Source organism: Stenotrophomonas sp. YJH_SMC_58, from assembly GCF_059369635.1.
Window position 1 is genome coordinate 365,047 of sequence record NZ_JCAFSW010000002.1, and the last position, 19,629, is coordinate 384,675.

The following is a 19,629-nucleotide window of genomic DNA, read 5'->3' on the forward strand; positions in this document are numbered from 1 at the left end:
CCGCATCCCCGGTCATCTCGCGGTCCTCCGACGCACCCAATACCCCACGCCCAGCAGCACGAACCACACCGGGCTGGCGATCAACGCCTGGCGGGTGTCGGCCTGCAGGCTCAGCAGCACCAGCACGGCGGCGAAGAACACCAGGCAGGCCCAGCACATGGCAACACCGCCGGGCATCTTGAAGATCGACGCAGCGTGGCGTTCCGGGTAGCGGCGGCGATAGGCCATGTAGGCCACCAGGATCAGCGACCAGACGAAGATGAACAGCACCGTGGCCAGCGTCGTCACCAGGGTGAAGGCGGTCACCAGGTTCGGAATCAGGTAGATCAGCAGCGTGCCACCGAGCAGGCACAGGCACGAGAACAGCAGGCCACGGGCCGGCACGGCGGCGCGTGACAACTTCGACAACCCGCGCGGGGCATGGCCCTCTTCGGCCAGGCCGTACAGCATGCGGCTGGTGGAGAAGATGCCGCTGTTGGCCGAGGACGTTGCCGAGGTCAGCACCACGAAATTGATCAGGCTGGCGGCGGCAGGGATGCCGGCAAGGACGAACAGCTGCACGAACGGGCTCTTGTCCGGCACCACCTGACGCCACGGGGTGACGGCCATGATCGCGATCAGCGCCAGCACGTAGAAGATGATGATGCGTACCGGGATCGAGTTGATCGCCTTGGGCAGGTTGCGCTCGGGGTCGGCGGTTTCGGCGGCGGTGGTGCCGACCAGCTCGATGCCGACAAAGGCGAACACCGCAATCTGGAAGCCGGCGAAGAAACCGACCAGGCCCATCGGGAACATGCCGCCGTCGTTCCACAGGTTCGACAGCGACGCCGTGTGGCCGCTGGGCGAGGTGAAGCCCCACGCCACCAGGCCGGCGCCGGTGATGATCAGCGCGCAGATCGCCACGATCTTGATCAGCGCGAACCAGAATTCCATTTCGCCGAACAGCTTCACCGTCACCAGGTTCAGCGACAGCAGCAGCATCACGCACGCCAGCGCCGGCTTCCAGGCGTCAAGCCCGGGGAACCAGAACTGCGCGTAGGCGGCAATGGCGATCACATCGGCAATGGCGGTGACGATCCAGCAGAACCAGTACGTCCATCCACAGAAGAAGCCGGCCCAGGGGCCGAGCAGATCGGTGGAGAAATCGATGAAGGATTTGTACTGCAGGTTGGACAGCAGCAGCTCGCCCATCGCGCGCATCACGAAGAACAGCATCGCGCCGATGATCAGGTAAACGAAGACGATGGACGGGCCGGCCAGGCTGATGGTCTTGCCTGAGCCCATGAACAGGCCGGTGCCGATGGCACCACCGATGGCGATCAGTTGCAGGTGGCGGTTGGACAGGCTGCGGCGCAGGTGCTCGGGGGGCGTTGCGGGCTCGGTCATGGGCGCGGGCAAAAGGGCGGGCGAAGCGTTCGACGGTAGTCCTCCACAGGCCGGAGCGCCAGCGCCGGATGGGCCAATCCCGTCAAACTTCGCCGCTTTCATCACAATGTGACCGAATACCGGATTCATCCCATTCCGCCCGGCCCGGCGCCATGCTCAGATAGCCGCACCTGCCCAAGGATCGGCCCGACCATGCGCCCTGCCCTGCCCGCCCCGCTGGAGCCCCAACCATGAGCCGGCTGCGCGTGATCATCGGCGGCACCGCACTGGCGCTGCTGGCCGCAGCCGTGCCGATCGCGGTGATGGCCTATGCCACCTGGGACCGTGCGGTCAGTGTCGAGCAGCAGCGCCTGCGCGACATCGCCGGCCGCACCCTGCGCCGCGCCGACCAGTCCTACCTGGAAGCGCTGGCCGCGTTGAAGTCCGCCGAGGCCGGCGCCTACGATCCGTGCGGGCCGGACCACATCCGGCGCATGCAGACGCTGGTGATGACCTCGCCGTCGGTCGACCAGATGGGCTACTTCGAGGGTGGCAAGCTGCGCTGCACGTCGTGGGGCCCGTTCCTGTCCGACGTCAACCAGCCCAGGTCCGACCACGTCACCAGTGATGGCGCCGGCATCGCCGTGGATGTGCGCCCCGAGGCAAGCGGACGGCGCCAGGTCCTGTCGATCCTGTATGGCAACTACGACGTGCTGGTCGATCCGCGCCGCTTCGTCGATGTCATCGCCGACCCGAACGTGCGCCTTGCCCTGGCCAGCCCGGACGGCCGCCTCCTGGCCAGGCAGGACGGCATGGATCCGGCATTGCTGGAAACCCTGCTGCGCGCGCCCGGTGAGGGCCTGGACCACAACACCCTGTACGCCACCGCGCGCAACGAAGAGTGGCTGGCGATCGCAACCACGCCGCGTACCGCGCTTGCCGCGACCTTCCGCCAGCAGGCCTGGCTGTTCGTGCCGATCGGCGTTCTGCTGGCCGCCATCGGTGCCGGCCTGGTGATCTGGCTGTCGCGTCGCCGCCTGTCCCTGCGCGGCGAGCTGGCCACGGCGATCCGCCGCCGCGAGCTGTACCTGCACTATCAACCCATCATCGAACTGGATACCGGCATCTGCGTCGGCGCCGAGGCGCTGGTGCGCTGGCAGCGCCCGGATGGCACCCAGGTGCGGCCGGACCTGTTCATTCCGCTGGCCGAAGAGGCCGGCATGATCGCCGCAGTCACCGATCTGGTGATCGAGAACGTGGTGCGCGACATGCGCGAACTGCTGGTGGCCGACCGCAGCGCGCACATTGCGATCAACCTGGCCGCCGAAGACATCAGCAGCGGCCGTGCGCTGAAGATGATCTCCAAGCACATGGCCGGCAGCGGCATCCTGCCGCAACAGATCTGGATGGAAGCCACCGAGCGCGGCTTCCTCGATCTGGACCGCGCCCGCACGATGCTGGCACAGGCACGTCGGGCCGGGCACAGCGTGGCCATTGATGATTTCGGCGTCGGCTTCTCCAGCCTGCAGTACCTGGAGCAGCTGCCGCTTGACGCGCTGAAGATCGACAAGTCGTTCATCGATGCGATCGGCACCGAGAGCGCGACCAGCCCGGTGACGCCGCACATCATCGACATGGCCAAGGAGCTGGGCCTGTGGGTGGTGGCCGAGGGCGTGGAAACCGAGGCACAGCTGGCGTACCTGCATACCCGGAAGGTCGAGTTCGCGCAGGGCTGGCTGTTCTCGCGGCCGCTGCCACGGGATGAGTTCGTGGCGTTCCATCACAAGCGGCAGCAGCGCTATGGCGCGGCGCGGGAGCACATGCAGAATCCGCGCAGCGTGCCGATCGAACGTGAGGGGGTGGAGTAGGACGGCGAACGGCGGAGCCCCTCGTGGCGGGTCGCGTACTGCTATCCCAGGGCTGGCCGGGACGGTCGGGTTCGCGGGGGACGCCGTAAACCCGTCCATGGGGGCTTGGCCGCGGCATCCATGCCGCGGACACCCCCGCGAATCCGACCGCCCCGGCCTCTGACAGGTTCCGGCGGCGTCCCGCCACGGAATCAACGGAAGAAGGCAAAGGCAAAGGCAAACGCGGGTCGCTGTGCTCGGTGGATCCACGCCATGCGTGGATGGCGGGGACCACGGTAGTGCCGGCCGCTGGCCGGCACCTCCGTAACGTTTGCTCTGGGCCTACGCCCAGGCCTTCGGCCGTGCCAGCAGCCACGCTACGCTCACCGCCAGCAGCAGCAACGGCAGCCATCCCAACTGGTTCGGGCCGCCCGCCTGCAGCAGCACACCCCCTGCAACGCCTCCGGCGGCGATGGCGAGGTTCCAGCCGGTCACCAGCATCGACTGCGCCAGATCCGCGGCGGCACCCGCGCGCCGTGCCAATGCGGTCTGGAACAACGTAGGCACCGCACCGAAGGCCACGCCCCACAGGATCGTCGCCAGCAGCAGCGCGGTCGCGTCGCCCGGCCACAACATCAGGGTCAGCACCGGCACGATGAAGCCGATCACCGCCGCCCACACCAGCGTGCGCAGATGACGGTCCACGCCCCAGCCGGCAATGCCGATGCCGGCGATGGCGGCCACGCCGAAGGCCAGCAGCAGGCGGTCCAGCCACGGGCCGGCGCCGGCCTCCACCGCCAGCGGTTCGATGTAGGTGTAGAGCACGTTGTGCGCCAGCACGTACAGCACCATCACCAGCAATGCACTGCGCACGCCGGGCATGCGCCACACCGTGCCCAGCGGTATGCGCCGGCCGGCACCGGCGGCGGGCAAGGCCGGCAGTGCCCAACGCGCATACGCCAGCAGCCCCACGCCCAGCACGCTCATCAGCGCGAACGCCCAACGCCAGCCGATCTGCTGGCCCAGCAAGGTGCCCGCCGGTACGCCCAGTGACAGCGCCAACGGCGATCCGACCATCGCCACCGCGATTGCCCTGCCCTGCAGCGACGGCACCACCATGCGCGCGGCGTAGCCGGCCACCAGCGACCACAGCAGCCCGCCGCTCACGCCGGCCAGGAAACGCGCGGCCAGGATCAGCGGATAGCTGCTGCTCAGTGCGGTCAGCGTGTTGACCAGCACGAAGCCGGCAATCGCAGCGAGCAGCAAGGGGCGTCGCGGCAGGCGCTGGGTCAGTGCGGTCATCGGCAAGGCGGCCATCACCGAGCCCAGTGCGTACACGCTCACCAGCTGGCCGACCGCCGCATCACTCACACCGAGGCTTTCGCCCATCGGCCGCAGGACACCGGCCGGCAGGGTCTCGGTCAGCAGAGTGATGAAGCCGCCACCGGCCAACGCCAGCAGGCCGGCCCATGGCAGGCGCGTGGCTTCACCGGCGGGGCTGGCTGCATCGATGGCATGGCCGCTCATCGCACGGTCCCCACATCGGCATACACCGCATCGCGCAGTTGATCGACGAAGGCACCGTCCATGCCTTCGTACAGGGTGTTGGTCAGCGCCACCACGCTCAGCCCGCGCACAGGATCGACAAACCAGCTGTGCCCGTAGGCACCGCCCCAACGCCATGTACCTGCGTTCTGCGGCGTACCGCTTGCGGCCGCATCGCGCAGCACCGCAAAGCCCAGGCCGAAGCCCCAGCCGGCTGGTTCCGGCGGTCCCTGCTCGCCGACCTGCGGGCTGGCCATCTCCGCTGCCAGTGCGGGCGGCAGCAGGCCTGAACGCTGCACATCACGCAAGGCTTCCAGCACCGCCATCACGTCATCGGCGGTACCGACCAGGCCGGCCCCGGCCGAGGGGAAACGGCTGGCATCGGTGGCGCGCGCGAGGCTGTATTCGATGCCGACCGTACCCTCGAACGGAGCGACCACCTCGCCTTCCTGCAGGCGATGCGGCTGCGGCGCGTCGCTTACATAGGGCGTGGCCAAGCGTGCCGCGTTGCGCGCAGCAAAGGCGGTGTCGCGCAGGCCCAGCGGTGCGGCCAGCAAGCGCTCGTACAGTGCCTGCAGGGATTCACCGGTCGCTGCTTCAGCCACGGCACCGGCAACGTCCACGCCCAGCGAGTACAGCCACTGGCTGCCCGGCGCGAACAGCAGGGGTGCCTGCGCGATGCGGCGCACGTTGTCGGCCAGAGAGAGCGGGTTCGCGTCCATGCCATCGCTGACGCCAGCGCGTGCGTAGGGACCCTTCGCATCGGCTTCGAGAAAGCGATAGCCCAGCCCGCTGCTGTGGCTGAGCAGCTGGCGCAGGCTGATCGCTGGCGTGCTGCCATCAGCCAGCGCCGGGCGGAAGTCCCGCAGCCAGCGCTGCACCGGTGCATCCAGGTCGAGCACGCCCTCGGCCACCAGGCCCAGGATCACCGTGCTCAGCAGCGGCTTGCTCACCGAGGCCAGCCGGAACAGCTGGTCGCGCTGCATCGGCGTGGCCGACTCGCGATCCGCCAGGCCCGTGGCGCTGGCATGGCGCAGCGCGCCGTGCTCGCGCACCAGCACCACCGCACCGACCAGGCGCTGCGGGTGGACCTGCTGCAGCAGCCGCTGCACCGAAGGCAGTGTCGGCGCAGGTTCGAAGGAAGGAGCGGCATTCATCGCGGGAATCCGTGGGGGAGAGGCCGCCACGTTAGGCAGCGGGCGTCCGCGCAAAAAGCCGGTTGCCGCTCCGGGCATCATGGACCGTGTAGTCCGCAATCGTCATGATGGCCGGAACCGCAAGGCCACAACGGTCTCCACGCCACCCCGCACCACAGTGTTGCGATGGCGGAGCCGCCCGCTACAGCCGCGCCGGCCTACCCTGCCGCTTTCATTGCCCGCACGCCCATGTCAGTCCTGGACAACCTCGCCAACCTGCAGACCTTCGTGCATGCCGCCGACACCCGCAGCTTTGTCGAGACCGGGCGCCTGCAGGGCATCTCGGCCTCGGCAGCGGGCAAGTGCGTGGCGCGGCTGGAGCACGCACTGGGCGTGCGCCTGTTCCACCGCAGCACGCGCAGCATCACGCTCACCGCCGAGGGTCAGCTGTTCCTGGCGCGTTGCCGGCGCATCCTCGACGAGCGCGATGCCGCACGCACCGAGCTGGCACAGCCGCACGCCACGCCTCGCGGCACGCTGCGCATCGGCCTGCCACTGGTGGGCGACCTGACCCTGCCGCTGATGGCCGAGTTCATGGCGGCCTATCCCGATATCCGCCTCGACCTCGATTTCAGCGATCGGCTGGTCGACGTCATCGAGGAAGGTTTCGATGCCGTACTGCGCGTCGGCGAGCCCAGCGACTCACGCATGAACGCACGACGCCTGGGTGTGTTTCCACGCCGCATCGTCGCCTCACCCGCCTACCTGCAGCGGCGCGGCACGCCGCGCACACCGGCCGATCTGATGCAGCACACGCTGCTGCACTATCGCTTCCCCAGTACCGGCAAGCTGGAACTGTGGCCGATCCACTGGCCCGACCATGAAACACCGCAGGAGCTGCCGGTGCACATGGTGGCCAACACCATCGAAGCGCGGGTAGCGCTGGCACTGCGCGATATCGGCCTGGCGTTCGTGCCCGTGCACTCGGTGCGCGATGCACTGGCCGACGGCCGGCTGGTCACCGTTCTGGACGAGCATGTGCATTCCTGCGGCATCTTCCACCTGCTGTGGCCCTCCGGCCGCCACGTGCTTCCGAAGCTGCGGGTGTTCATCGACTTCGTCAGCGCGCGCCTGGAAACCGTGCCCTAGGAGATCGATCCACCCCATGTCCGGCCCACATTAGATCCACGCCATGCGTGGATGCCTTTGTAGAGTCGCGCCATCAAACCATTCAGCCAGCCCCGCTATACTGGCCGCTCATTCCTCCAAGAGGCTCGCGACCAATGCGCCATTGATGCCGCCGTCTTCCCACCAGACGGCCTGACTCTTCCCGCCCCTGCGCGCAGGGGAGAACCCGGCATCCATGGAGGTCGCATGACCCCGCATTCCCTCACGCTCGATCGCGTGTCGTATCGGCTGGCCGACGGCCGCCCGCTGTTTTCCGACCTGTCGTTTTCCTTCGATCCGGTCGCCACCGGCCTGGTCGGTGCCAACGGCGCCGGCAAGAGCGTGCTCGCACGCCTGCTGGCCGGACGGTTGCTGCCCGACACTGGCCAGGTGCGCGGCAGTGGCCGCGTGTTCCTGTTGCCGACGCCCGGCTATCCACCCGCCGGCACGGTCGGTGAACTGGCCGGCGTCGGCGCGGAACTGGCCGCACTGCAACGCATCGAAGCCGGCAGCGTGGACGAGGCCGACTTCGCCTGCGTCGGCGACCGCTGGGATCTGCGCGAACGCCTGCAGCAGCAATGGCAGGCGCTTCGGCTGCCCGACGATCTCGATCCCGCCCAGCCGGCCGCGCGCCTCAGTGGTGGCCAGGCCATGCAGGTCGCGCTGTCCGGTGCCTGGGCCAGCGGTGCCGATTGGCTGATCCTGGACGAACCCAGCAACCACCTCGATGCACGCCATCGCCAACAGCTGTACGAACAGTTGCAGCAGTGGCGCGGTGGCCTGCTGGTGATCAGTCATGATCGCGAGCTGCTGGCGCACATGCAGCAGATCGTCGAGCTCGATGGGCGCGGGCTGCATCGTTACGGCGGACCGTGGCAGCACTATGCCGATGCGCGCGCGGCCGAGCGCGAAGCTGCCGCCGCCCAGCTCGACCATGCGCGCGCCCAGCACCGCCAGCAGCAACGCAGCGCGCGCGAACAGCACGAACGGCAACAACAACGCCAGGCGCGTGGCAACCGCGATGCGAAGCAGGCCAACCAGGCCCCGATCCTCCTCGGCCGGCAGAAGCAGCGCGCCGAGGCCAGCCACGGCCGCGCACAACAGGTGCAGGCCGAACGCCTGCAGGCCAGCGCAGAGCATCTCCGCGCAGCGGCATCGGCGGTGAACGCGGCGCCGGAACTGGCACTGTTCGCCGGTGCGGGTGACCGTGGCAGCACGCGCCTGCTACAGGCCGAGGCGCTGGTGCTGCCACATGGCTGCAGTGCACCGTTGCAGCTGGAGATCCGTCGCGGCCAGCGCATCGCCGTGGTCGGTGACAACGGCAGCGGCAAATCGACCCTGCTGCGTGTGCTGGCCGGCCAGCTGCCTGCACGCAGCGGCACCGTGCAACGGCATGCGCCACTGGCCCTGCTCGACCAGCAGCTGCTGGGGTTGTCCGGCGAGCGCAGCATCCTCGACACCGTGCAGGCCGCCAACCCGGGCGCGGACCCAGGCGAGCTGCGCACGCGGCTGGCCCTGCTCGGGCTGGATGCACAGCGCATCCAGCGGGCAGCCCGCAGCCTCAGCGATGGCGAACGCGTGAAAGGTGCGCTGGCCAGCGTGCTGTACGCCGATCCCGCGCCCCAGCTGTTGCTGTTGGACGAACCCGGCAATGCGCTGGATCTGAGCGCATTGCAGGCGTTGGAGAAACTGCTTGCGGCGTGGCCGGGCGCGCTGCTGATGGTCAGCCACGACCGGCACCTGCTGCAGGCATTGCGACCAAGCCACGTGCTGCAGGTGAGCACCGGGGGTTGGCAGTGGCGTGACGCCTTGTAGATCCCCGCCCTGCGTGGATCGATGCAGGGCGGGGTGTGCCGGCCGCTGGCCGGTGCACCCCGAACCCTCAGCGCCCGCTCAGCGCTTCCACACCGGGAACGCCTGCGGCAACTGCTGCCACAGCAATGGCCCCGCACGCAGCTCCTGGTCGTTGAGCAGACACGCATCCAGCTCCGCACGCACCGCGCGCTCATCCATGTGCACGCCAATCACCACCAGTTCCTGGCGACGGTCGCCCCACAACGGGTGCCACAGCCGTTGCATCGCCGCGTGCGCGGCCGAATCCGGGAATTCTTCCGGCCCCGGCAGCGGCGCGCTCCAGCAGTCGGCCTGCTGCCGCGCCCATCCCAAGTCGCTGTAAGGCAGCGGCGTGGGCGGCAACAACGGCGCGGTGTCTTCCAGCCCGGCCCGCACGCGGTCACGTGCGGCGTACCAGAAGCCCGCCGCCTGCGTGCGCGTCGCAGCGCCCACGCTGTTCAGCTCACCCACCCAGTCCATGCGGTTGGCCAGCCAGAACCAGCCTTTGCTGCGGATCACGCCGGGCATGCCGGACTGCAGCGCGCGGGCGAAGCGCGCCGGGTGGAACGGACGTCGCGAGCGGTAGACGAAGCTGCCGATGCCGTACTCCTCGGTTTCCGGTGTGTGCTCGCCCCGCAGTTCCTTCACCCAGCCCGGCGCACGTTGCGCACGCTCCATGTCGAAGCGACCGGTATCCAGCAGCTCGGCCAGCGGCACATCGCCGAAGCTGGACAGCAGCAGCTTCGCGTCGCGGTTCAGGCCACGCAACACGGCCAGCGTGTCCTGCAACGCTTCGTCATCCACCTGGTCCACCTTGCTGACCACGATCACGTCGGCGAACTCGACCTGCTCGCACAGCAGATCGACCACACCTCGATCATCCTCCGGGCCGGCCTGCTGGCCGCGCTCGGCCAGTCGCGACGTCGAGCCGAAGTCGGCGAGGAACGCGCTTCCGTCGACCACCGTCACCATCGTGTCCAGCCGCGCGATATCGCTCAGGCTGAAGCCATGCTCGTCGCGCACCGCGAAGGTGGCCGCCACCGGCATCGGTTCACCGATGCCCGTGGATTCGATCAGCAGATAGTCATAGCGACCGGCATCGGCCAGGCGCCGCACTTCCTGCAGCAGGTCGTCGCGCAGCGTGCAGCAGATGCAGCCGTTGCTGAATTCCACCAGCGTCTCTTCGGTGCGGCGCAGCTCGGCGCCACCTTGGCGCACCAGCTGCGCATCGATGTTGACCTCGCTCATGTCGTTGACGATGACCGCCACACGCAGGCCTTCGCGGTTGCGCAGGATCTGGTTGAGCAGGGTGGTCTTGCCGGCCCCCAGGAAGCCGGACAGTACGGTGACCGGAAGGCGACGGTCGGCGCGGGAAACAGTGTTCATGTCGGAGCGGGTTGGCTGCGGAACGAAAATGTTACCTTATAACAATTGTTGCGCAAGGAACCTCCCCCGATGAAGTCGCCTTCTGCCGCCCTGCTTGATGCCGGCGCGGTCGCCCTGTCCAGCCTGTGCCTGCTGCACTGCTTGGCGCTGCCCCTGCTGGCCGCCGCGCTCCCCCTGTTCGGCACCTGGGCCGAAGCGGAATGGGTGCACCTGCTGTTCGTGGCCATCGCCCTGCCGCTGACCGGCTACGCGCTGTGGCGGGCCGAGCGCCGTCACCCGCTGCCCGTGCTGGCCTGGGCCGCCGCCGGCGGCGGGCTCGGCCTGCTGCTGGCCGGCGCGCTGGCCTTGCCCTCACATGACTGGGAAACGCCGATGACCGTCACCGGCAGCCTGCTGCTGGCCGCCACGCATATCTGGAACGCGCGGCACCGGCACGGGTAGTGCCGGCCGCTGGCCGGCAACTGCGTGAGCTTCGGACGCCATCTGTAGTTGCCGGCCAGCGGGCGGCACTACCCCTGCTATTTGCCGTAGCGGCGCAACAGCTCCACCAGCACCTCGGCCTCGGCCGCCCGCTGCTGCGGATCATCGGCACCCACCACGTGTTCCTGCAGGTGCTCGTGCAGCAGCTCCATCAGCAGGCTGTGGGCGGCACCGCGCACGGCGGCAACCTGCACCAGCACGTCCGCACAGTCCCCGGCCTCACCCTCGGGCTGGTCCAGCGCCTGCTCCAACGCCGCCACCTGGCCCGCGATGCGGCGCACCCGGGTCAGCAGCTGCTTACGATTTTTGTGTACATGGGCCATGGCGGGATCATATACCCTATGGGGGTATCCACTCCAGCTCCCGCCCCCATGCACTTGGACGCCCTCGCCGCCGCCCGTCGCCACGAACACCGCTTCGACGACGGCAACCCGCTGGCCGAACGCAATACCCGCCGCGCCCTGTGGCTCACCGTCAGCATGATGGTCCTGGAGATCGTCGGCGGCTGGTGGTTCAACTCCATGGCCGTGCTCGCCGACGGCTGGCACATGAGTTCGCATGCGCTGGCGCTTGGGCTCTCGGTGTTTGCGTACCGCTGCGCACGCCGCTACGCGCACGACCCGCGCTTCGCCTTCGGCACCTGGAAGATCGAGATTCTGGCCGGCTATACCAGCGCCATCGCCCTGCTCGGCGTGGCCGCGCTGATGGCCGTGCAGTCGCTGGAGCGGCTGTGGGTACCGGCGCCGATCCACTACAACGAAGCCATCGCCATCGCTGCGGTAGGCCTGGGCGTGAACCTGCTCTGTGCATGGTGGCTGCACGACAGCCCGGGCCACGCGCATCACCACCACGGGCATGACCATGGCCATCATCACGGGCATGACCACGAACACCACGATCACGGCCATGCGCACAGTCACGACCTCAACCTGCGCTCGGCCTATGTGCACGTGCTGGCCGACGCCGCCACCTCGGTGCTGGCCATCATCGCCCTGCTCGGCGGCAAGCTGCTGGGCCTGACCTGGCTGGACCCGGTGATGGGCCTGGTCGGCGCCGTGCTGGTCACGGTGTGGGCGGTGGGCCTGCTGCGCGACAGCGGCCGCATCCTGCTCGACGCGCAGATGGACGCTCCGGTGGTGGCCGAAGTACGCGAAGTGATCGAACAGGGCCCGTGGCCGGCGCGCCTGGCCGACCTGCACGTCTGGCAGGTGGGTCGCGGCAAGTACGCGGTCAGCGCCAGCGTGGTCACCAGCGACGCCACGCTGGATGCCGATACCCTGCGCAACGCGCTGGCGATCCATGAGGAGCTGGTGCATGTCACCGTGGAGATCCACCGCAGCACCTGACCTGCATCCGGTAGTACCGGCCGCTGGCCGGCAACTCCATGAACGCCGCATGCGACCTGCAGGTGCCGGCCAGCGGCCGGCACTACCGCTAGAGCTTCAGCATCATCCGCAGCAGGTACATCAGCAGCGGCAGCGCACTCAGCACCGCACCACCGATGCCGATCCACGGCCAACGCTCACCGCGCACGCGCGAAGCCACCGCCAGGCCGCCACCCACCAGCGCCGCGCCCAGCACGCCCACGCCCAATCCCGCAGCCATGCCATTGCCGCCTGCGGCTGCCGCCGCCTGCGCCGCCAATGTGCCGGCCCCCCAACCCACAGCGATCCCCAGCCAACTGGCCATGCCGCACCACGGTGCCTTGCCCTGCGCCATCCGAAAACCCCTTTGTTCTTGCCGAATTTCTGTACGGGCGACGCCCGAGTGCCGCCTACACTAGCCGCACCTGCCCTGTAGGGACATCCCATGCGCATGCTCCGCCTGCTGCTGCCCGGTGCCGTCCTGCTGCTCACCGCCTGCAGTGGCGATGCCGGGCTTCCTTTCAGCGCCGATCCGTTGCAGGGCTGCTTCGCCACCGGCGCGCGCAAACCGGCCGACTTCCGCATCGACAGGGAAGGCGGCCAGTACTTCGTCTCCTTCAGCCGCGGCGACCAGTGGCAACGCGAGCCGAATGCCCTGCACAAGGCCACCCGCAGCGAGATCAGCCGCTACTTCCGCGATGACGCCGAGCAGATCGACAGCGCGTTGATCCGCATGGCGGGCGGCTTCGGCATCTTCCACTTCAACAAGGACGCGACGTTGAACGGCAAGGCCAGCGATAGTGACTACATGGCGTTGATGCTGATCGGTGCTGGGCCGGTGTATGCGGTGAAGTGCGATTGAGCGATGGATCAACATTCAAACTAGTAAGAAAAGTTTGAAATCTGGTCAAGTACGGTGCGGGTCACAATCTGAAAACTGAACATTGTTGAGCCTAGTGTCTCCGCAACCGAAGAACGGAGACTCGCAGATGAGTAATCGCACACTGATCCTGTGTCTGGCAATCGCCACGGCCTCGCCTGCATTCGCAGAAACACCATTGAGTGTCGACAGAACGGAGCTCAGCGCCAAAGGAGAGATCATCATTGTTCGCCGTACAACTTGGCCAGACTTCGATGGAGGGCAGATTCAAGTTGATCAGCATCTGAAGCCTGATGGATTTGGACGACTGATCTATCGATACAGCGACCAGTCGGAGGCGACTAAGCTCTACCACCAAGCTTTCTGCGCTTCCATGGATATGGAACCATCTCAAGGGGAGGGGACGATTGAAGGGCCGGCAGCAGGCTGGGCATGCACTCGTGAAAACACCCCAGGGAATCCAACCTCAAAATGGAGTTCGAAGAGTATTGACTGGGTTACGGCAACTGCGCCGAATGGACGTGTTCCTGTGGGCGTGTCCTATTATTCAACAGGCCAGATGAATGCAGAGAGCTCCGTTGCCGGAGCCCGAACAGCTAAGATTGGTATTGACAACGGCAGATGCTATTTTAGCGATACACGTCATTATTCATCCCCCTTCTATCTCAGCGAGGGAATTGGCGTCGTCTGCACCATAATGGAGTCACGATTCGTGAGCACCTCGCTGGACGTGTGCATACCAAGGCAATGCGCATCCAATCGCGGAACTCAGTTCGCTCAGTAGGCAACTGATCTTAGGCGGCCTTCAGCCTTTCACTGAAGGCCGCGTCGCGGCATCCCGTCATACTGAGATTAGTTGCACATGCCCCATAGACCGTTGTTTTCAACGACCATGGTCATAAATCACTCTTTCAACCCATCATGCGCCCTGCGGTACCATGCCCTCCCCCGAACCGCCCCGGTACCCGCCGTGTCCCATTACACCGGCCCCCTGCTGACCCGCGACAGCGCCGACAGCCTGCGCCGTGCCCATGACAAGGGCGCTGCCGACTGGCAGGGCTCGCTCGACCTCGGCCGCAGCGAGGGCAGCGTGGCGCTGGATGCCGACGGCTTCCACTTCCGTGGCCAGCCCTACCCGTGGCCGGGCAAGCTGAAGGACCGCACGCTGTACTACTGGGACGGCGAGGACTTCGCACCGATTTCGCGCTACAGCGGTTCGCTGATCAAGCTGGTGCCGACCGAATGGGGCGCACCGACCTTCGAGATCGACGGCATCAAGATGCTGCCGACCTCCAAGCTGTCACCGTTCGAGGACGCGCGCCGCAAGGTCGAGCTGGTCGCCCCGGCCGGCAAGGTCATCCTCGATACCTGCGGTGGCCTGGGCTACTTCGCCGCCTGCGCGCTGGAGGCCGGCGTCGGCCAGATCCGCTCGTTCGAGAAGAACGCCGACGTGATGTGGCTGCGCACGCTCAACCCGTGGTCGCCGGACCCGGAATCGGCTGCGGCCGGTGGCCGCCTGCAGTTCAGCCACGGCGATGTCTCGCAGCAGATCGAACAGGTGGCCAGCAGCAGCGTCGACGCGATCCTGCACGACCCGCCGCGCTTCGGCATCGCCGGCGAACTGTACTCGCAGGTGTTCTACGACCACCTCGCCCGCGTCATCCGAAAGGGCGGGCGCCTGTTTCACTACACCGGCGCGCCGAACAAGCTGACCAGCGGCCGCGACGTGCCACGTGAAGTGGCCAAACGTCTGGAAAAGGCCGGCTTCAAGGCCGAGCTGGCGCTTGACGGTGTGCTGGCCGTCAAGCGCTGAGCCTCATTCCGAGTCCACCTTCGCCAGCTTCATCACCCACGCCGGCACCTCGGGTTCACCGGCGTAGAACTCCTTCGGTTTCTTCTCCGCCATCGCCCAGCGGTGCAACCAGCTCGGGCCGTAACGGCCACTGTAGCCTTCGGCACCACGTGCATAGGCCGGGTCACGCATCGCTTCATCCAGTGAGATGAAGCGATAGCCGCGGCGCTTCGTCGCCGCCACCAGTTCGGCAAACGTGGCTGCATTGAGTTCGTTGGCGTGCATCAGCCAGACCTGTGGCAGCGCGTAGCCCAGCAGTGCCTGCGACTGCTTCTCGTAGTAGTCCAGCTTGTTCAGCATGTACGGCACGTAGCCCTTGCGCAGCTGTGCCAGCGTCGCCTCGCGCGCCGGTGAATCCGGCTGCTCGTTCATCACGTTGGCGTAGGCGAACGCCCACACCCACTCGCCGTTGTCGACCGTCACCGGTGCCACGCGGTAGCCATGCTGCTTGAAAAACGCGTCCATCTCCGCGCGTTCTTCCGGCGTGCGCCCGGCACGCAGATAGGGGTGACGCATCCACTGCGGCTTCAGCCCACGCTCGGCCAGCAACGGCCGCAGCACCGTCTCGCCACGCAGGAAATCCTGCTGGAACGCAGGCACGCCCTTGGCATTCAGGTCCATGTGCGAGTAGGTGTGGTTGCCCAGCACATAACCGGCGTCCAGCCAGTCGCGCAGCATCTGCGCCCGCGCCGGCTGCACCTGCCCATCGATCTCTAGCTTGTTCTCGTTGACGAAGCCAACTACCGGCACACCCGCCTGGTGCAGCTGCGCCATCAGCGCTTCGTGCCGCGACTGCAGGTCCGGCGGAACGATCTCGTCCACCCGCGCCCAGGGCAGGTCGTCGATGGTCACCGCAATCCGGCGGTCCACCTCGGCGGCGTGTACCGCCAGCGAACAGAGCAGTAGCGGTACAGCACGCAGCAACCAACGCATCAGCACATCCTTGCAGGAGCGAAGCGCAGACTGTAGCGCGATTGCGGGCGCGTGGTCGGTCACACACCCCTCAGGGGCTGGGCGACTGCACCTGACGTTCGCGCACGATCGCCCGCCACAGCATGAATCCTGCAGCCATTGCCACCAGCATCAACGCGACCAGCACCAGGGCAAGGTCATCGGGATTGCGCAACAGCGGCGCATGCTCATGGGTGAGGATCTCGAACACCACCTGCTGCGCCTGTGCCAGCGGCAGCCGGCCCTGCTCGCCCAGTTCAACCAAGCATGCGGCCGGAGACAGCTTGGCCACGCTGGTCCATGCCATGTCGTACAGATGCAATGCCCTGAGCGCCAGCCCCAGGATCGCGGCGTGCAGGGCCATCACCCCCCAGTTGGCGCGTCGCAGGCGTTCGGACAGGCGACCCAGGCGGTAGACGCTGATCGACATCGCGCCCAGCAACGCCAGTACCACCCCCGCCATCGGAATCCACTGCAACGGTTGCCATGGTGCAAGCGCAGCGGACCGCGCCAGCAGCTGTTCTGCAACCTGCATGCGCGCGACAGGATCAGGCCCACCGCATGCGTCATCCACCGGCTCCAGCAGCAATCCCACGCGGTAGTGGAAGAAGCCGGCTGCAAGGGCTACCGCCAGCAGCGCCACCACCTGCAGTGCCAGCAGAATCGGGCCAGGACCACAGATACGACAGAAGCGGGCAGCAGCAGAGACCATCGGTTCATCCGTGACAACAAAGGACCATCCTAACCAAGCGCCCTGTGCTTGTCGGCTGGCGGATACGACAACCGCCGCGTGGCCCCGGTAGGATGTGGATGAGCATGGATGGTCGCATGTAGAGGTGTTGTGGATGGTCACGCTGTATCTGTGGGTGCGAACGCTGCTTCCGCTGCTGGCGTTCGTGATCGCGTGGATGCTGCTGTCGCGCCTGATCAAGGCCCGTGTGGCGCGCCTTCCACGGGTGCCCCTGCATCTGCCCGAGCACAGCAGCAGCCCGCGCAGGAAGGACCGGCGCATCTACGCGCGCAAGCTGCGGCGCAGACCGGGCCTGCGCACCGCAACGCGCCCGGCCACCGCGCCGCGCAGCTGGAACCTCGCGGCGGTGTTCGTTTCGTTCTCTGCGTTGATTGCCGCCGTGCTGGTCATGCCGGATGGCGCGCGCTTCCAGGTGCTGGTCGAGAGCCTTACGGGCTACCCGGCCACGATTGCTGAAGTACATGTTCCCGCTGCCGGGCAGCCCCTCGTGCTGCAGGCGTGGCAGCCCGCACTGGCGCAGCTGTCACGGCCGGTAACAATGCGCTACCCGATCGGGCGCACCGGCGGCCAGCATGACGCGCACGCCACGCTACCGGTACAGGTGAGGCATCAGAGTGATCGGCTGCAGGTGGCTACGGCCGCGCCGGTGGATTCCGAGCTGCTGCGTGCAGAGCTTGCGCGCTTGGCGGGGCTGCCGACGGAGGCAATCACCGTCCGCCAGAGCGAGATCTCACCATGGCTGGAACCCGGCTGGACGCCGCTGGACGGCATGTAGATGCCGGGCCAGGCCAGGCCGCTGTTGCAGTAGATCCACGCCATGCGTGGATGGGCACCGTGCGGGGTCGAGCACGGCTCGACTCTACAGATCAGGACCCGCGCGGCAGCTTCGCGGCCCACATGTTGTCCACCAGATTCGGATAACGCCGGCCATTCTCTTCCGCCCGCTGCCGCGCCGCCTCTTTCTGTGCAGGCGACAGCGGCTGCGAGGTCTGGCCCTTGGGATTGGGCTTCTTCCACGGGGGTGTCTTGGTCTGGCGCATGGCCGCAGCTTACCGCTTCAGGAAGTTCAGCAGCGCCAGATTGAAGCGGTCCGCATGGCTGGTATTGCACCCATGTGGTGCGCCTTCCAGGATCACCACTTCGCTGCCCGGAATGGCCCGGTGCGTGCGCTGACCCGAGCCTTCAAACGGCACGATGGCATCGCTGTCACCGTGCAGGATCAGGGTTGGCACCGTGATCTTCTTCAGATCGTCGCGGAAGTCGGTAGTGGCAAACGCCTGCATGCAACCCAGCGCCGCCGTCTGGTCGGATTGATGGCAAAGCGCGATTGCGGCCTGGCGCTCATCCTCGGTCACCATCAGCTTGCCATTGGCACTGAAGAAATCGCGGGTGAAGCCATCGAAGAACGCCTCGCGATCCTTCTCCAGACCGCTACGCATTTCGTCGGCCTTGTCCTGTGTGAGCGGACCTTCCGGGTTGTCCTCGCCGCGCAGCAGATACGGCGGCACGGCTGCTGCAAACACCACGCTGTGCAGGCGCTCCTGCCCGTGATTGACCACATACCGCGCCACCTCACCGCCGCCCATCGAGAAGCCGACCAAGGTGACGTCGCGCAGGTCACGTTCCTCGATCACCCCGGCCAGATCCGCCGCCAGCGTGTCGTAGTCGTAGCCCTCGGCGGGCTTGTCGGAACTGCCGAAGCCGCGCCGGTCGTAGCTGATCACCCGGTGTTGGGCGTCGCGGAGGATCGACACCTGCGTCTTCCATGCGTCGGCGGACAGCGGCCAACCGTGAATCAGAATGACCGGGCGGCCGTCGCCACCGGTGTCTTCAACGTGCAGGCGGACGCGGGAAGCAGGCATGGAACCTCCTGTGGAAGGGGAGGATTTCAGCCTATGGGCCGGCCCCTATCGCGGCCGTGATGGAATCGCCGGTCGCCATGACATCCCCTGCACAGACCACGGCCCCGACGCTGGAGCCGAGCCGCCAATGCGGGCATTCACTCCATGGAACGGCCGTTTCGTCGGACGCCGGCTGCAGCGCCCCGAACGCCATGCGAGCCTGCGTGAACCCTCCTTGGAGCTTCGCCATGCTGCTGCTCACCCTGCCCCTGCTGGCCGCCGGCCTCGCCGCCGCACCCGCGCCCTCCGATGACCTGCGCGAGCAGATCCGCCAGGCCGACACCCAGCTGTTCGCCGCCGCCTTCGAGGCCTGCGATGCTGACAAGGCCGCCGCGATGACCACCCAGGACATGGAGTTCTTCCATGACAAGGATGGCAAGTCGGCCAGCAATCGCGAGGACTTCCGTCGCAGCGTGGCCAACATGTGCAGCAATGGGCGCAAGGGCGGCTGGAGCCTGCGCCGCGAGCGGGTTGAGTCTTCGCTGCAGGTGTTCCCGCTGCATGACGAGCGCGCACTGGAGATCGGCGACCACCGCTTCCACGAACGCGGCAAGGACGGCGTGGAGCGCTGGGTGGGCCAGGCCCGCTTCATCCAGGTCTGGCGTCGCGTGGACGGGCGCTGGTTGGCCGAGCGGGTGATCAGCTATGACCATCGGCCGGCAGACTGACTTCACGAGCCGGATCTATACTTGGGGGGTTCATCCACGACCCACCGCCACCGTTCGATCGCCATGGCAGAGATCACCCCCAACCACCCCGACTATGGCCTCAACCAGCAGATCCGCCAGGGCGTGGCCGCACTGGATGCCCAGCACGGCCGCGCGTTCGACCAGACCAGCGAACGCCTGACCGCCAGCCTGACCGTGCTGGCCCGCGAGCAGGGCCTGCAACAGGTCGACCACGTGCTGGTCAGCAACGCCACGGCCAACCAGCCGGCGGGACACAACATCTTCGTGGTACAGGGCGACCCGGCCAATCCGGCGCACCTGCGGGCGATGATGCCGACCGCAGTGGCTGCGCAGACGCCGGTGGAGCAGTCGATGCAGAAGCTGGGGCTGGGTGTGCAGCAGCAGGTCGAAACCCAAGCGCAGGAAATGCAGAATCCCGCGCCGCGGCTGGGGTAAACGCTGCAGCTTGAAAAGGGGGCAGCGCATTGCGCCCTGCCCCCGCG

At 67.2% G+C, this 19,629-nt stretch carries 21 protein-coding genes; 11 read left to right on the forward strand and 10 right to left on the reverse strand.

The annotated features are described in order from the left end of the window. Window positions 1-12: 12 nt before the first annotated feature. The gene (gene cycA / locus AC5P68_RS04115) at window positions 13-1,386 is read right to left on the reverse strand and encodes a D-serine/D-alanine/glycine transporter (protein WP_049433473.1); all 1,374 of its coding nucleotides are present in this window, start codon (window positions 1,384-1,386) and stop codon (window positions 13-15) included. A gap of 230 nt (window positions 1,387-1,616) precedes the next feature. Here cycA and AC5P68_RS04120 point away from each other — a divergent pair, with 230 nt between their 5' ends. After that, a complete protein-coding gene (locus tag AC5P68_RS04120; protein ID WP_005412097.1) occupies window positions 1,617-3,233 on the forward strand; it encodes an EAL domain-containing protein in 1,617 nt (538 codons plus the stop codon). A gap of 321 nt (window positions 3,234-3,554) precedes the next feature. Here AC5P68_RS04120 and AC5P68_RS04125 read toward each other — a convergent pair whose 3' ends face one another. Both AC5P68_RS04125 and AC5P68_RS04130 read right to left on the reverse strand, forming a co-directional pair. Continuing rightward, window positions 3,555-4,739, reverse strand: a complete 1,185-nt coding sequence (locus AC5P68_RS04125; RefSeq protein ID WP_288417396.1) for an MFS transporter — start codon at window positions 4,737-4,739, stop codon at window positions 3,555-3,557. Continuing rightward, a complete protein-coding gene (locus AC5P68_RS04130) occupies window positions 4,736-5,914 on the reverse strand; it encodes a serine hydrolase domain-containing protein (protein WP_049433471.1) in 1,179 nt (392 codons plus the stop codon). The genes AC5P68_RS04125 and AC5P68_RS04130 overlap by 4 nt, the downstream gene beginning before the upstream one ends. 228 nt (window positions 5,915-6,142) lie before the next feature. Here AC5P68_RS04130 and AC5P68_RS04135 point away from each other — a divergent pair, with 228 nt between their 5' ends. Both AC5P68_RS04135 and AC5P68_RS04140 read left to right on the forward strand, forming a co-directional pair. Continuing rightward, on the forward strand, window positions 6,143-7,042 hold the full coding sequence (locus AC5P68_RS04135; RefSeq protein WP_005407877.1) for a LysR family transcriptional regulator: 900 nt from the start codon (window positions 6,143-6,145) through the stop codon (window positions 7,040-7,042). Between the two features lie 225 nt (window positions 7,043-7,267). Then, window positions 7,268-8,875 (forward strand): ATP-binding cassette domain-containing protein, encoded by a 1,608-nt coding sequence (locus AC5P68_RS04140; protein ID WP_049433470.1) that lies wholly within the window; start codon window positions 7,268-7,270, stop codon window positions 8,873-8,875. 78 nt (window positions 8,876-8,953) lie between these two features. Here AC5P68_RS04140 and AC5P68_RS04145 read toward each other — a convergent pair whose 3' ends face one another. Then, window positions 8,954-10,279 carry a GTP-binding protein gene (locus tag AC5P68_RS04145; RefSeq protein ID WP_049433469.1) on the reverse strand — a complete coding sequence of 442 codons (1,326 nt, stop codon included), beginning with the start codon at window positions 10,277-10,279 and terminating at the stop codon, window positions 8,954-8,956. A gap of 69 nt (window positions 10,280-10,348) precedes the next feature. On the opposite strand from AC5P68_RS04145, the gene AC5P68_RS04150 reads away from it, so the two are divergent. Continuing rightward, complete coding sequence (locus AC5P68_RS04150) at window positions 10,349-10,720, forward strand: MerC domain-containing protein (protein WP_049433468.1); 372 nt, start codon at window positions 10,349-10,351, stop codon at window positions 10,718-10,720. A 77-nt stretch (window positions 10,721-10,797) separates the two neighbouring features. On the opposite strand, the gene AC5P68_RS04155 is transcribed toward AC5P68_RS04150, so the two are convergent. Beyond that, a complete protein-coding gene (locus AC5P68_RS04155) occupies window positions 10,798-11,082 on the reverse strand; it encodes a metal/formaldehyde-sensitive transcriptional repressor (protein WP_231522536.1) in 285 nt (94 codons plus the stop codon). Between the two features lie 48 nt (window positions 11,083-11,130). On the opposite strand from AC5P68_RS04155, the gene dmeF reads away from it, so the two are divergent. Further along, entirely contained in the window at window positions 11,131-12,105 is a 975-nt protein-coding gene (gene dmeF / locus AC5P68_RS04160) for a CDF family Co(II)/Ni(II) efflux transporter DmeF (protein ID WP_227844383.1), read from the forward strand. An 88-nt stretch (window positions 12,106-12,193) separates the two neighbouring features. Here the strand turns inward: dmeF and AC5P68_RS04165 are convergent, their stop codons facing one another. Beyond that, window positions 12,194-12,478 carry a hypothetical protein gene (locus tag AC5P68_RS04165; RefSeq protein ID WP_021204445.1) on the reverse strand — a complete coding sequence of 95 codons (285 nt, stop codon included), beginning with the start codon at window positions 12,476-12,478 and terminating at the stop codon, window positions 12,194-12,196. 90 nt (window positions 12,479-12,568) lie between these two features. Here AC5P68_RS04165 and AC5P68_RS04170 point away from each other — a divergent pair, with 90 nt between their 5' ends. The 3 genes from AC5P68_RS04170 to AC5P68_RS04180 all read left to right on the forward strand — a co-directional run bounded on the left by AC5P68_RS04170 (window position 12,569) and on the right by AC5P68_RS04180 (window position 14,816). Continuing rightward, window positions 12,569-12,985 carry a hypothetical protein gene (locus AC5P68_RS04170; protein ID WP_021204446.1) on the forward strand — a complete coding sequence of 139 codons (417 nt, stop codon included), beginning with the start codon at window positions 12,569-12,571 and terminating at the stop codon, window positions 12,983-12,985. A 127-nt stretch (window positions 12,986-13,112) separates the two neighbouring features. Next, complete coding sequence (locus AC5P68_RS04175) at window positions 13,113-13,787, forward strand: hypothetical protein (protein ID WP_134731146.1); 675 nt, start codon at window positions 13,113-13,115, stop codon at window positions 13,785-13,787. A 108-nt stretch (window positions 13,788-13,895) separates the two neighbouring features. Beyond that, window positions 13,896-14,816: a class I SAM-dependent methyltransferase gene (locus AC5P68_RS04180; RefSeq protein ID WP_414498059.1), complete on the forward strand. Its 921-nt coding sequence runs from the start codon at window positions 13,896-13,898 to the stop codon at window positions 14,814-14,816. Between the two features lie 3 nt (window positions 14,817-14,819). Here the strand turns inward: AC5P68_RS04180 and AC5P68_RS04185 are convergent, their stop codons facing one another. Beyond that, on the reverse strand, window positions 14,820-15,788 hold the full coding sequence (locus AC5P68_RS04185) for a polysaccharide deacetylase family protein (protein WP_043033955.1): 969 nt from the start codon (window positions 15,786-15,788) through the stop codon (window positions 14,820-14,822). 70 nt (window positions 15,789-15,858) lie between these two features. Further along, a complete protein-coding gene (locus AC5P68_RS04190) occupies window positions 15,859-16,518 on the reverse strand; it encodes a hypothetical protein (RefSeq protein ID WP_414498058.1) in 660 nt (219 codons plus the stop codon). 133 nt (window positions 16,519-16,651) lie between these two features. Between AC5P68_RS04190 and AC5P68_RS04195 the strand changes: the two genes are divergently transcribed. Then, the gene (locus AC5P68_RS04195) at window positions 16,652-17,332 is read left to right on the forward strand and encodes a hypothetical protein (RefSeq protein WP_414498057.1); all 681 of its coding nucleotides are present in this window, start codon (window positions 16,652-16,654) and stop codon (window positions 17,330-17,332) included. 91 nt (window positions 17,333-17,423) lie between these two features. Here AC5P68_RS04195 and AC5P68_RS04200 read toward each other — a convergent pair whose 3' ends face one another. Both AC5P68_RS04200 and AC5P68_RS04205 read right to left on the reverse strand, forming a co-directional pair. Next, window positions 17,424-17,597: a hypothetical protein gene (locus tag AC5P68_RS04200; RefSeq protein ID WP_005412082.1), complete on the reverse strand. Its 174-nt coding sequence runs from the start codon at window positions 17,595-17,597 to the stop codon at window positions 17,424-17,426. Window positions 17,598-17,606: 9 nt separating this feature from the next. After that, window positions 17,607-18,419: an alpha/beta fold hydrolase gene (locus AC5P68_RS04205; protein WP_414498056.1), complete on the reverse strand. Its 813-nt coding sequence runs from the start codon at window positions 18,417-18,419 to the stop codon at window positions 17,607-17,609. 227 nt (window positions 18,420-18,646) lie between these two features. Between AC5P68_RS04205 and AC5P68_RS04210 the strand changes: the two genes are divergently transcribed. Both AC5P68_RS04210 and AC5P68_RS04215 read left to right on the forward strand, forming a co-directional pair. Beyond that, window positions 18,647-19,126 (forward strand): YybH family protein, encoded by a 480-nt coding sequence (locus AC5P68_RS04210; RefSeq protein WP_184013728.1) that lies wholly within the window; start codon window positions 18,647-18,649, stop codon window positions 19,124-19,126. A 63-nt stretch (window positions 19,127-19,189) separates the two neighbouring features. After that, window positions 19,190-19,582 carry an XVIPCD domain-containing protein gene (locus tag AC5P68_RS04215; protein WP_184013727.1) on the forward strand — a complete coding sequence of 131 codons (393 nt, stop codon included), beginning with the start codon at window positions 19,190-19,192 and terminating at the stop codon, window positions 19,580-19,582. Window positions 19,583-19,629: the final 47 nt, after the last annotated feature.